Below are 13,779 nucleotides of genomic sequence, written 5' to 3'. Positions count from 1 at the left end.
CTATGGCACTTTATGTGCTCATTTGTTGTACATTTAATAGTCTAACACAATCATTTACAAAAATCAATTTCCTACTATTTAATAAAAGACGTATCTAGTAAATATTATAGTCAAATTTTATTGTCCCAATAACCACTTGCCAAAAAATATTTCTTGATCCTTACTTAAAATTTCTTCAGTAATTCTAATAAAGTCCTCTGATGTAGCCACTTTAAATTGATTTTCATGATAGTATGTCTTTAAAATTTCATACAATTTATCTTCACCGTACTGTTCCTCTAAATGATACAGCATATTAGCTCCATGACTATATACTAATGTTCCATAATCAGACCACCCATCAAACTCTGACAAGGGTCTTAGTATTCGTTTATCGGAGAATCCTTCCTTAACTACTTCATATTGACTTTGATTTCTCCTTTGATGATGTTGTATTCCCTTTTCTTCATCATACACATTTCGATAATAGGCTAGCTCTGAGTAAGTGGTCAAGCTTTCATCCAACCATGCCTCATTCACTTGATCATTCCCCACCACCCCATACCACCATTGATGGGCGGTTTCGTGTACAATAATCAATTCTAAAGAATCCAGTCTATTTTTATCATAGTGTTGTCGGCCCACGTATACCAAGCCAGGGTATTCCATGCCGCTAGGGAAGTTTGTCTCTACAACTGAGTAATAACCATAGGGATAGGGCTGATAAACTTCGTTAAAGGTCTTTAGGGAGTTAACTGCATACTCCTTAGCCTTTTCTCTTACTTGAGGGTCATTGGTTAAGTAATACATTTTGACAACTGTATCCCCCACCATAACCTCCTCTACTTCAAAATCTTCACTGCTGCACCAAGCAAAGTCCCTCATGAGCTTAGACTCTATTTTCCAAATTCTTTTATTTTTTCTAGTCATATGGCTGGTTATGTTTCCAGATGCAGCTAACTCCATTTTCTCTGGCAATATGAGGGTTACGTCATAATTTCCAACTTCACTATAAAAAGGGTCTCCTATCGAATAGTAGGGTTCGAGATTCCACCCCCTATGGTCATATACAGCTGCTACAGGATACCAATTTCCAAAGTTATAGACCCCTTCCCATACACCAAATCGTTCTTTTACATTAGGGACCTGAATCGTATATTCCATATAAATATCTACGACTTTATGTGGTTGTAACGGCTCCTCTAAAGGAATTTTTAACAGGGTTTCCCCTATACCAGAGATTTCATAATTATTTTTTTCATCATTCACCTTTAGATTGTTTAACTCTATGTACCCTGCTTCATATTTTGAGGCATGTCTGGTCTGGTCGAACAGAATTGGTGCAGTATCCTTGTCCTTAAAGGCATTTGGATATAGATTAAAATAGATTTCCTTCAGTTCTTCTTGAGTATTATTAACATAGCTTACAGACTGCTTTGCAATTAATTGATGGATATTTGTATTCAATTCTGCTTCAATTTTGTACTGATTTAGTGACCCCATATCTATTGGGGTACTTTCGACATCTATCAACAGGGTGTCCTTCTGTAACGCACCCAATTCTTCTCTATTTCTATTTTGATTCCCTAGATTTCCTACCGAACATCCTACTAGCACAACGGACAACACAATTATGATAATACTTCTAATAAAATGTTTTTTGCACAATCTAATCCCACCTTTTTGCTTTTTTTTCATGATCACCTGCTTTTAGTATTCTTCTAACATTGCAAATCTAACCATAGCAAATCCAATAAATTATAATGTAATTAATCCTTTTGGGAAAAGTCTATGACTTCTGGCTGCTGTACCAAAGCTCTTGTTTCCTAACCCTCCCTCCCATTGCTCATTTGCTCAGTTCCATGTGAACAGTTTGTACTGATAATTATAACAACTTAACAAAAAATACCCCACTAATAGTAGCCCTTAAATCAACTACTAATAGGGGGTATTTCACTTGATATCCACATTGTTTATGGTATTTATATTTATTGAATATCTAACCTTAATTTTCTATTAAACATGTTAACTACCTTACTCAACTATCTTATTTAATCGCATCCACCCTCATCAAATCTTTGATTGCTGTTGGCAATGTTACGCTTCCATCTTCATTTTGATAGTTTTCTAGTATTGCAGCTAAAGTTCTACCTACCGCCAAACCAGAACCATTTACTGTATGAACAAACTCCACCTTACCCTTCGTCTCAGGACGGAATCGGATGTTAGCTCTTCTTGATTGGAAGTCTTCAAAGTTACTACAAGAAGATATCTCAACATATTTATTGTAGCTTGGCATCCATACCTCAATGTCATATTTGAAGGCCGCTTGAAAACCAAGATCTCCTGTGCAGATTTTGACAACTCTATAAGGCAGTTCTAATAACTGTAATACCTTTTCAGCATTGGCAACAAGCTTTACTAATTCATCATAAGAATCCACTGGCTTTACAAACTTCACTAGCTCCACCTTGTTGAATTGATGTTGTCTGATTAGACCTCTAGTATCTCTACCAGCTGAACCTGCCTCAGAACGGAAGCAGGGAGTATAGGCTACATAGTGGATCGGTAGTTGTGCTTCCTCTAAAATATCATCTCTAAAGATATTTGTAACTGGTACTTCGGCTGTTGGCACTAGGAAGAAGTCTTTTTGAGGAATTTTAAACGCATCATCTTCAAACTTTGGTAATTGACCTGTCCCCGTCATACTGTCCCTATTTACCATGTATGGAGGTAAGATTTCTGTATATCCATGCTCCACTGTATGTAGGTCCAGCATGAAGTTGATTAAAGTACGCTCAAGTCTAGCCCCTAATCCTTTATAAATAGTAAAACGAGAACCTGTTACCTTTGATGCTCTTTCAAAATCTAAGATACCTAAGTCCATTCCAAGATCCCAATGGGGTTTAACTTCAAAGTTAAATTGTCTAGGCTCTCCCCACTTGCGGATTTCTACATTGTCATCATCTGTATCCCCTTGTGGTACATCTGGATGGGGTACATTAGGAATCCTCAACATTAGCTCATGAATCTTTTCTTCTACTTCCTTTACTTCACCATCTATTGACTTAATCGTACCTGATAATTCCTTCATTTTTGCCATTATTTCAGAGACATCTTTACCTTCTTTTTTCAACTTTGGTATTTCCTTAGAAACTGTGTTTTGCTCATTCTTCATTTGTTCCACTTGTTGTAGAAGGCCTTTTCTCTCGTCATCCAGTCGAATGACTTCCTCCAAACTAAAATCTTTTTCTCCCCTTTTGCCCATTGCTGCTTTAATGTTGTCAAAGTCTGCTCTTATTCTTTTAATATCTAACATCTTATTACCTCCTCGATCAATATTATATATTGTTTTTCATTTTTTCCATTTTTTCCATCAAAAAAGCTCCTGTCCCTATAATAAGGGACGGAGCTATAAAATTCCGCGTTGCCACCCTAGTTGACTATATTATAAAAATATTAATCCACCTCTCGACATGATAACGGCTGCCCTCCGAATTTCCTACTTCATGATTTCTCATATATGTTCAGTCATTAGCTCCGAGACGGATTCAACAGTTCGCTTTATCGATTTCCACCCACCATCGACTCTCTAAAAAAGCTATCTATTTACTACTTCTCTTCAACGCCTATTATTTATTTGAAATTCTTTTAATTAAACTGTATTTTAACATAATTATTACCATTGTTCAAGCGTAAAATTACTTTTCCCACTTTATATTATTTTTATGTATGTTTTTTATAATATTCTTATAAATTTAGATATGAAGTGGTATAAAAGCTTTTCTGGGGTCAATAATTAAAATATGATTTAGGGAGGGGGATTAATATGAAGGAAATAGATATCATTGCACAGCTTAGTAAATTAAAGGATACTGATTACCGCAATACTTTGGCAATCGCCACAATAATAGAGTTGTTAATCGAAAAGAATATCATTACAAGACAAGAATTTGCCCGTAAGTCCTATTATTTAGATAACTTGACCTTAGAAGAAATCAAGCAAAATCGTGTTGGAAAATAAATTAATAAACCTATAACTTAAGTAATTAATGTATAACCCTGTAGCCAATATTCTAGCCCTACGTAAAAAAGCCCACTGAAGAAGATACTTCAATAGGCTTTTTTTGTCTTTGGTTTAATTTTTAACTCCTGTTTACCTCTTATATTTCCTTTATTATCCTTTCTTTACTCTTCTATTTGACTACTACTCTCATTATTTAATTTATTCAGCAACCCTTCCAACTCTTCTAAATATTTACCATAGGTTGCCCAGTCTCCCTTTTGGGAAGCTACCTTAGCTTTCTCAAATACATCAGTAGCTTTTTGAATAATTTCTTGTAAGGATTCAGAGATTTCTAAATCCTCCCCTAAACCATCTCCTATTTCTGGTGGAACCTGAACATCCCCTTTCCCACCGAAAATTCTTTCTAAGGCTAAGTCTAATGTGTCCTCCATTACGATTTGGTCTTGGTAGGCTACAATTACCTTCTTCACCTCTGGTATACTATTGTCTCCAGATGCTTCAATATATAGGGGCTCAACATATAATAGGGAGTCTTCTATTGGTATTACCAACAGATTTCCTCTAATAACGCCCGAACCACCTTCTCCCCATAGGGATAAATCTTGAGAAATTACAGTATCTTGGTCTATTCTAGATTCGATCTGGGCTGGCCCATATATATTCCTTTCCTTTGGTAGTTTATACACCATCAGCTCCCCGTAATGCTCCCCATCATTTCTAGCCACCAATAGGGCTGTCAAGTTTGGTAAATCCTTTGGAGTATAGGGTATTGTCAACACATATTCTCCTTGACTTTCCTCTAGAAGCTTCATAATCATATATTGAGACTCTACAGTCTGTTCTTCTTCGTAATATTTTTCTTTAGCTAAATACCAGAGGTCCTCTTGATTATAGAATACATTAGGATTGGTCATATGATACATTGCAAATACTCTAGATTGTAAATCAAATAAATCCTGGGGATACCTTATGTGCCCCTTTAGTCCTTCGGGCATTTCCTCTAAAGGTTTAAAAAGCTTGGGGAAAACATTGGCATAGGTATTGATAATTGGATCAGTGGCATCGGATATATAGTAATCAACATCACCATTATAGGCATCAATCACTACCTTTACCGAGTTACGTATATAATTCACTCCATCCTTCCTAAAAGGAGTAGAATAAGGGTAATCACTGGATAGGGTATACCCATCAATCATCCAGTAGAGTTTACCTTCATGAATTACTAAATAAGGGTCCTCGTCATATTCTATGAAGGGGGCTATTTTTTCAACCCGCTCTAGAATATTTCTATTTAGAACAATTCGACTATCGGCTGTTATCCCACCTGATAAAAGTAACTTAATTGTTCCCTGTTTATAGCTATACAGTAGTTTATTAATCCCCTTTAAAGAAATCCCTGCCTCTCCCTCATATATGGTCTCTGCATTGTCATTTCCTACAGGATAATCGAACTCCTTTTCCTCTGTCTTCACGATAATATATTGATTTGTAATTTCTCCAAAATAGATTTCTGGACGAGTAATTTCTATATCAATATCACTAATTGGAGGTATATTTTTAATCGCTAAACTAGGTAAGCCATTACTAGTGACCTTATTTACTGGGGACAATGTCACTCCATAGCCATGGGTATACTTTAAATGCTGATTAATCCAATTTTGTGCATTTGGGTTTAATCGATTAATGTCTAGCTCTCTTCCTGATAAGAAAACCTGTGTGTATTTTCCGTTTATATAATACCGATCTATATCTACATCATTGAAGCGGTAATAAGATCTTATAGCTTGTATATTGTTATAGGCTTCTAATGTAGGACGATAATCATTGATACGAATATTGTCGATGGTTTCTCTATTGTTCTGAATGTCCTCGGCAGTTAAGTGATCCTCCTTAATATCAAAGTCCTTTGTAGTGACATTTTCTAACCCATAGGCTTTGCGGGTATAGGCAATATTGTCCTCTATAAAGGGTAATTGCTTTGCCCTTTGATTAGGGGCTACTAGGAAGTTTTCTACTGATGCGCCAATAACACCACCTACTAGACTTATTACAACAAGGGCAATAGGCCCTGCTACAGCTAATTTAACATTTTTTCTAAAGTAAGCAACTATTAGACCAATAGCCGCTAGCCCAGAGGCAATCATTTGCACCCTTAGTACTTTTAGGTCTACCATTATATCGGTGTAACTAGCTCCAAATATAACGCCACGGTCTACCCCTTGATTATATAATACATTATAAGCTCTAAGGTAGTACTGGATCGTTAATACAATAAAGAATACAACTCCTACCACCATCAACTGCTTTAATGCCATATGAAATACACTTTTCCAAAATTCATGCCCTACAACAAACCTACCATCTACTTCATATAAGGTTGGTCTTCTGACAATGAACATGATGATATAGAATATGAAGGTTAATATAAGTAGCAAAAAGATTAGACCAGTAGATATTCCTAAAACCTGTCTCAATACTGGTAATTGAAACATGTAAAAGGATATGTCTTTGTTGAATATCGGATCAGTGAAGTTGAAGGATTGGCTACTTCGGAAAATTAAAAAGTCAAACCATAACCTTCCTGCAACTGAAGAGGATAAGATAAATCCTAAGAAAAGTGATGGGAGTAGAATAATTCTATTTAAGAATTTTTCAGGTAATCCCATATGATAGGACTGAATTTTTTTGTAATAGCCTCTTTTTAATGATTGAAAGTATAAATAGAAAAATAAACTTGATACAAGAAAGATGGGGCCTGCAAGCTGTACTTGAGTCATAAGCCGTTTAACCATGACTTCCTCATAACCTAATTCATTAAACCATTGGTAGTCGGTGACTAAGGTGATAATCTGATCAAAGAATAAAAAGAACATAAAAAAGACTGTTAGGGCCGTTCCTAATAAAACTTTACTTCTTTTTTTCATCTATTTCCCTCCTCGTATTTTAAAACTAAAAAAGAACCCCCGATTGTATCCTATTATACTATCAGAAGTCCTATATTACAAACTATTGATTTAATTTCATATCACCGAATTTAATCCAGCCTCTTTTTCTCATATATTCTGAAACAAACAGTGTCAATATAGCTGGTAAAACAAAGTGTAATAAAATCATCTTAATTAAGACTGTAATGGCTGGGTCTCCGTTGACAGTCACCATCTGTGTGTAGGTTCCCACCTGTCCTACTAAACCACTTGTTCCCATTCCAGCACCGATACTGTTATTCTCCATCTGGAAGATGGTTGTTGCCAACGGTCCTAATAGTGCGCTGGCTACGATTGGTGGAATCCATATGCGGGGATTCTTGATAATGTTAGGTACTTGTAACATACTGGTTCCCAGTCCTTGAGCAATTAAGCCACCAAATCCATTTTCCCTGTAGCTGGCCACAGCAAAGCCCACCATTTGAGCTGCACAACCAACTACTGAGGCTCCAGCCGCTAATCCACTCAAGCCCAGAGAGATTGCTAAGGCCGCACTACTTATTGGTAAAGTTAAGATGATTCCCATGATTACTGATAGCAGTATTCCCATAGGAATCGGATGCTGCTGTGTAATTTGATTGATAATTTGACCCAATCCAGACATTAATGCTGATACCACTGGTGCTACATAGTTCCCTGCAAGTCCCCCTACTAAAATAGTAGCTGCTGGGATTAACACAATATCAACTTTAGTTTTTCCTGCAATCAGTTTTCCGATTTCTGCACCAACTAAAGCTGCTACGAATGCGCCAACTGGTTCGCCAGGCAACTTGACCAAAAACCCACCTGTTTCTACTGGAGGAAATGTACCAGCTCCTATAGCTCCAGTTACTATAGAGGCAAATATAGCTAAAGATGGTGCCCCGATTGCATAGGCTACCCCTGCTCCTATTGCTGGTCCCATTAGGACTTGAGCAATACTACCAAAACGAACTAAAAACTCGATATTAAAATTGTCTCCAATTTGCTTTAAGATCAGTCCTATGATTAATGATGAAAACAAACCTAAAGCCATTCCATTCAGTGCTTTAGTAATATAATCCCTTAGAGAAAATCGTTTCTCCTGCATCTTGATTAAGACCCCTTTCTTGGTTTTATTATCAACAACCTAATTATAAATGGTTAATATCTTTTTTAGCTAGCTATTGACTAGCTATTATATACCCATGATTAATTTCAATTTATATAATTAAATTTATATAAATGCCAATAAAAACTTCGTATTTTAAAACAGATGTCCGAAATCTATAATTTCGTATCAGTTCTCTTCATTAGAAGCTATAATACTAAATTTATTTTAAATATGATCTAATTAGATATGGAAGTTTCTAACGAACTTATTCCTATACCATTACGGAAATGCCAATAGACATAAGAGTACTCGGTTTTTATTTTTGTATAAATTCTACTGCTAATTCACTGTTGTAGTATTATTAAATTTCCCCATTTCATAAAGTAATCATCACCACAAGAATTGAATCTGTGTTTTGTACCTATTACACGTGAAAGCATATGATTAGTCTTCAATCAAGAATCCTTTTTCTAGAAGTACTTTTCTAATTTTATTGTAACTTTCTTCATTTGGAACCTCTATTGTATGAATATGAACTCCATCCGTTAAAGTGGCTAAAGGTTCAGCCTTTTCCGTACGTATTTTTTCCATAAAATCATCTAGTTCCTTTTTATAGCTAATATCTAGGATGCTTCTAATCTCTCCATATAGGGGATGCTCCACTACCACATCTATTACTCTAGCGCCATAGTCTATCATGATTTGTAATTCATCATTCATATCCGAATATGAATGGTGCTTAGATACGATTGTTTTCATTAATTTGGTTTTATCATTCTTTAGCATAACATACCCCTGAGGGGTGGCCATTATTTGGGAGCCTTGTGCCCTCAATAGAGCGACGTCTTGTACAATCACTTGCCTTGATACACCCAATTGATTAGCTAGTTCCGTTCCCTTAACTGGCTTGTTCTTTTCCTGAAGTATTTGTATAATGCTACTTCTACGATCTTCTGCGTTCAAATTGTTCACCTCCTATAGAACTATCAAATATATAAACTTTATATACACTAATAAATTTTGATCTTACCAAGTCACTTGTATTAAAATTAGTATTTTATTAAGGTATTTTATTAATGTATTTCATTAATATGTTTACTTAAATTATCTTATTAATTTCACGTATTTGTATATATACTACTTCTATCTGTGAACATTCAACACTACACAAAACCGATATTCCCCTCAATCCTATAATAATCCACTCATCCATAATAAAGTACATACAACTCTAATGCAAACTATTCTTCTCTGTTTTAATAAAATCAGGAAGTTATTTTGCCTTTTAACTATTTATCTTCTTAAAATATATACTAGGAAATATTACTCGACTACTTATATCTATTCTTGTTCCTATTACTATTTTAAGTTTAAACTAATATCCATCGCCTTCACAGTATGAGTTAATGCCCCTACAGAAATTACATCGATTCCTATGGCCGCTATCTCCTTTAGTCGTTCTTCTGTAATATTTCCTGAAGCTTCTAAAATAACTCTTCTTTGGTTAATTTCTACAGCTTCCTTCATAGTATTTGTGTCCATATTGTCTAGTAATACAATATCTGCCCCACCTGCTATAGCTTCCTTTAACTGCTCTAATGTCTCCACCTCTATCTCAATCTTTGTCGTATGAGGTATAGCCTTTCTACACTTTTCTAGCGCTTCAGATATTCCCCCCACCGCCTTAATATGGTTATCCTTAATCATCACTTCATCCGATAGGTTATAACGGTGATTTGAGCAACCTCCCACTTTAACAGCATATTTTTCTAAGGATCGTAGGCCAGGAGTTGTTTTTCTAGTGTCTACAATTCTGACTGGATAATCCTTAACGATTTCTGCATACTTATGGGCTTTAGTTGCTATTCCAGACATCCTCTGTAATAGATTTAAAGCAGTACGTTCAGCCTTGATAATATTTTTTAGACTCCCTTTAATGATAGCAATATCATCTCCTTTTGAGACGTTATTCCCATCAGACACAATAGCTATAAATTCAATCTTTTCATCTAATATTTTAAACGTAGCTTCTGCCACAGGTAATCCTGCGATTACACCCGTCTCTTTAGCAGTAATAATAGCTTCACCCATAATCGACTCATCTAAAAGGCTATCGGTTGTGATATCCCCATAATTCATATCTTCAATTAGTGCTTCCTCTATCATTCTTTTTATCATTAATTTATTTAACATACGATCCCCTCCTTATTTTCCATCTCTTCATTTAAAAAATGGGCTCCTAAGCTTGCTTCCCGTCGATAAGCAGCTTTGATGATTAACCGTGCTACTGTTACCATATTTATTAATTCATAATACCGAATATTGTCTTGAGAATTCTTACTTAATTCTTCTAAAATCCTATAAGTAATAATATGGGCTGCCATCAACCCAGATTTTGTTCTAACAATCGAAACATACTCGTTCATCGTTTCTTTTAGTTGTTTTTCTATTTGACTTAAATTTAGATAAATAGACTGATGTTTAATCTTACTCTGGTTTTTATTAGTTTTTATAGATAGTTTAGTATAACTATCTACCGTTTCCATACCATTCCCTATATGGGATGGTCCATCAAAGGAATCAACTAAGTTCATATTAATATCTCTCGCTACTCGATTTGCAAAAACAGTACCCTCTAACAATGAGTTGCTGGCTAATCGATTAGCTCCATGAACCCCTGTACAAGCACACTCTCCACATGCATATAGATTTTTAATATTTGTTCTACCATACAAATCTGTAGAGATCCCTCCCATTATATAATGTTCAGCAGGTGCAACAGGAATCCAATCTTTTGTCATATCAATGCCCAAGCTCATACACTTACTGTAAATCATAGGGAAACGATTCTTTACATAATCCTTCTCTAGATGGGTTATATCTAGATATACGTGGTCACTATTGGATTTTGTCATTTCTTTAAATAAGGCCCTGGCAACAATATCTCTAGGTGCTAAGTCCTTCATCTCATGATATTTTTCCATGAAGGCTTCACCGTCTACATTCCTCAAAATAGCCCCCTCTCCTCTAACAGCTTCAGAAATTAAGAATCTCTGTTGAGAATTAGGTTCATAAAATGCAGTTGGATGGAATTGAATAAACTCCATATCTTTAACTTTAGCCCCAGCCCTATATGCCATAGCAATACCATCAGCAGTAGTTACCTTTTCATTTGTGGTTTTACCATATAGTTGACCCACTCCGCCAGTTACAATAATTACTGCTTTACCGGTAAACACACTATATTCACCATTAGGATTCAATGCCATTACACCTTTTACAGCTTCTTGACTAGTTAGTACATCAAGAATAAATGTGTCTTCTTTAATAACTATGTTTTCCCTACTCATTACTGCTTTAACTAGTGTATTTGAAATTTCTTTCCCTGTCTCATCTTTTACATGAAGTATATTTTGTTGCTTATGTCCACCTTCCCGAGTGTAAAGAAGGTTGCCTTTTTCATCTCGATCAAAATTAACTCCATATCCCATCAATTTTTCTATAGCTTCTTCCGACTCAGTAGTTAGGATTTCAACAGCTTCCTTATTATTATGATTGACTCCTGCATGAATTGTATCCTCATAATGTATTTTAGCATCTTTAGACGTAGCTATCCCCCCTTGGGCCAAGCTACTATTATTAATTCCCATAGTTGTCTTAGTTACTAGCAACACCCTAAATCTATGATCAATATTTAACGCAGTAAATAATCCTGCGATCCCTGTTCCCAAAATAATCACATCGTAGTCTTCCTCAATCATAAAGTCTTTGCTGGTAGACATGATGTATCGTTGCCCCATGACATTTCCTCCTAGCTGATTCTAAGCATTTTTTCTAACGATCCCAATGCCTTTTCTCTTATATTTTCATCTACTGTAATCTCATGTTTTTCTTCAAGTAAAGCTTCGTAAACATCTACTAAACGATTTTTTTTCATATTGTTGCAAACTAACCCTGGAGATAGGAGATAAAACTTCTTGGTTGGGTTATCCTTTTGTAATTTATGCATAACACCCATCTCAGTACCAATGATAAAGGTATCGCAATTAGATTCTTTTGCATAATTGATAATTTGAGAAGTGCTTCCAACAAAATCTGCCTTCTCCACTACTTCAGGCGCAGCCTCTGGATGAATTAATACTTTTGCTTTTGGATATGCTTCCCTTACTTGGTCTACTTCTGTTGGTTTTACTCTGTGGTGTGTGATGCAGAATCCCTTAAACAGGACAATCTCTTTTTCTGGTACTTGTTTAGCGATATAGCTCCCTAAATTCATATCTGGAACAAATAATATCTTCTTAGATGGGATGCTTTTTATGATTTTAATAGCATTTGATGATGTGCAACATATATCACTCTCTGCCTTTACTTCTGCTGAGGAATTTACATAACATACTACAGGTGCGCCTGGATGTTCCTCCTTAAATGCCCTTAGTTTATCTACATCAATCATATCTGCCATTGGACATCCAGCATCATAGGCAGGTAGGAGTACTTTTTTATTTGGTGATAAAATTTTTGCACTTTCTGCCATAAATCTAACACCGCTTAAAATAATGATATCTGCGTCTGTCTCAGCTGCTACTTGACTTAACTTTAATGAATCCCCTACTAGATCCGCTACTTCTTGAATTTCTGGTATTTGATAATTATGGGCTAATATAACTGCGTTCTTCTTTTTCTTGAGTCTCTGTATTTCCTCTATCATTTTTAAATTTTCCATAACGTATTCCTCCAGTTAAAAAGTGATTTTACAAGTGTCTTGTCATCTGACAATATAACGATACTATCATATTAGGTGTTTTTAATCAAGTTAGAAAAAGATCTAAGATTTATCAAAATCTTAATTTTATTAAGTATTATTTATATTTAATCTTTTGGATAACTAATGTAGAGTCAATATATATGCCTTCCCCTATATGTATTTCAGCTTATTAATTTTGATCAGGATTACTTAATAACCTTCATTCAAAGAGTTATCTTCTTAAACTAATTAGCATGCTGTATATATCTTTATGAGTTTTGATAATTTATTCGTTGTTTATCCACATATCCCCTATATTTATCCCCGCAATTATATCTGGTTTGCCTTATGATTTCATATATTTACATTACATTTAATACTTTTCTCTACCGCACTTACAGTTAAAAATGCTACCATCAATCTTCCTAAACTCTCTAAACAATTACCATTGAGATACCTTTGTATATAAACATATCTTCTCATTCAAAGTATGAAGTGTAATGTATTTATTTAATCTAATTTTGGTAATAAAAAAAGACTTAGGGAACTTTTCTCCTTAAGCCTTTCAATATTATCTGGTTAATCTAAAAATATAAAATTGAATAAAGATGTCTAAAACGGATCAGACATCATGAAAATTAAAAAACTACCCATTCATATATAGGTAGTTTAACATAAAAAAATACCGCGACGTCCTACTCTCCCAGGAGGCTGCCCTCCAAGTACCATCAGCGCAGAAGAGCTTAACTACTGTGTTCGGGATGGGAACAGGTGTGACCTCTTCGCTATTGTCACGGCATAAATTACAAACCATTAAGTTTGATTGAAGGTTAGTTCCTTCAAAACCACACATTTTTAAGCTAGCTGTTTAAAAATTGGTCAAGCCCTCGACCTATTAGTATCGGTCAGCTCAGTACATTACTGCACTTACACCTCCGACCTATCAACCAGATGGTCTATCTGGGGTCTT

The 13,779-nt window shown here is 35.2% G+C and carries 9 protein-coding genes, 2 rRNA genes and 1 other annotated feature; of the genes, 1 reads left to right on the top strand and 10 read right to left on the bottom strand.

The features are described from left to right. Nucleotides 1-117: 117 nt before the first annotated feature. Both JOC73_RS05900 and serS read right to left on the bottom strand, forming a co-directional pair. The gene (locus JOC73_RS05900) at nucleotides 118-1,677 is read right to left on the bottom strand and encodes a M1 family metallopeptidase (RefSeq protein WP_204401136.1); all 1,560 of its coding nucleotides are present in this window, start codon (nucleotides 1,675-1,677) and stop codon (nucleotides 118-120) included. A 349-nt stretch (nucleotides 1,678-2,026) separates the two neighbouring features. Then, the gene (gene serS / locus JOC73_RS05895; RefSeq protein ID WP_204401134.1) at nucleotides 2,027-3,298 is read right to left on the bottom strand and encodes a serine--tRNA ligase; all 1,272 of its coding nucleotides are present in this window, start codon (nucleotides 3,296-3,298) and stop codon (nucleotides 2,027-2,029) included. Between the two features lie 80 nt (nucleotides 3,299-3,378). Then, nucleotides 3,379-3,614 (bottom strand) — a binding site (T-box leader). A gap of 194 nt (nucleotides 3,615-3,808) precedes the next feature. Here serS and JOC73_RS05890 point away from each other — a divergent pair. Beyond that, the gene (locus tag JOC73_RS05890; protein ID WP_204401132.1) at nucleotides 3,809-4,003 is read left to right on the top strand and encodes a hypothetical protein; all 195 of its coding nucleotides are present in this window, start codon (nucleotides 3,809-3,811) and stop codon (nucleotides 4,001-4,003) included. 164 nt (nucleotides 4,004-4,167) lie between these two features. Here the strand turns inward: JOC73_RS05890 and JOC73_RS05885 are convergent, their stop codons facing one another. From JOC73_RS05885 to JOC73_RS05850, 8 genes are all read right to left on the bottom strand, one after another. Further along, entirely contained in the window at nucleotides 4,168-6,933 is a 2,766-nt protein-coding gene (locus JOC73_RS05885) for a UPF0182 family membrane protein (RefSeq protein ID WP_204401130.1), read from the bottom strand. An 82-nt stretch (nucleotides 6,934-7,015) separates the two neighbouring features. Then, nucleotides 7,016-8,062, bottom strand: coding sequence for a PTS transporter subunit IIC (locus JOC73_RS05880; RefSeq protein WP_204401128.1), 1,047 nt, complete (start codon nucleotides 8,060-8,062; stop codon nucleotides 7,016-7,018). 447 nt (nucleotides 8,063-8,509) lie between these two features. Then, nucleotides 8,510-9,037, bottom strand: coding sequence for a transcription repressor NadR (locus JOC73_RS05875; RefSeq protein WP_334297438.1), 528 nt, complete (start codon nucleotides 9,035-9,037; stop codon nucleotides 8,510-8,512). Between the two features lie 387 nt (nucleotides 9,038-9,424). Further along, nucleotides 9,425-10,258 (bottom strand): carboxylating nicotinate-nucleotide diphosphorylase, encoded by an 834-nt coding sequence (gene nadC, locus JOC73_RS05870; protein ID WP_204401125.1) that lies wholly within the window; start codon nucleotides 10,256-10,258, stop codon nucleotides 9,425-9,427. Then, nucleotides 10,252-11,865 (bottom strand): L-aspartate oxidase, encoded by a 1,614-nt coding sequence (nadB, locus tag JOC73_RS05865; RefSeq protein ID WP_243427867.1) that lies wholly within the window; start codon nucleotides 11,863-11,865, stop codon nucleotides 10,252-10,254. Before nadB ends, nadC begins: the two co-directional genes overlap by 7 nt. Before the next feature lie 11 nt (nucleotides 11,866-11,876). Then, nucleotides 11,877-12,788, bottom strand: a complete 912-nt coding sequence (gene nadA, locus JOC73_RS05860; protein WP_204401123.1) for a quinolinate synthase NadA — start codon at nucleotides 12,786-12,788, stop codon at nucleotides 11,877-11,879. Nucleotides 12,789-13,491: 703 nt separating this feature from the next. Then, nucleotides 13,492-13,608: ribosomal RNA gene (gene rrf / locus JOC73_RS05855) — 5S ribosomal RNA — on the bottom strand. Nucleotides 13,609-13,684: 76 nt separating this feature from the next. Further along, a 23S ribosomal RNA gene (locus JOC73_RS05850) occupies nucleotides 13,685-13,779 on the bottom strand; the annotation flags it as partial.

Origin of the sequence: Alkaliphilus hydrothermalis, from assembly GCF_016908555.1 — a bacterium.
In the GTDB taxonomy this organism is placed as follows: Bacteria; Bacillota; Clostridia; order Peptostreptococcales; family Natronincolaceae; genus Alkaliphilus; species Alkaliphilus hydrothermalis.
This window is presented reverse-complemented; position numbering and strand designations above follow the sequence as displayed.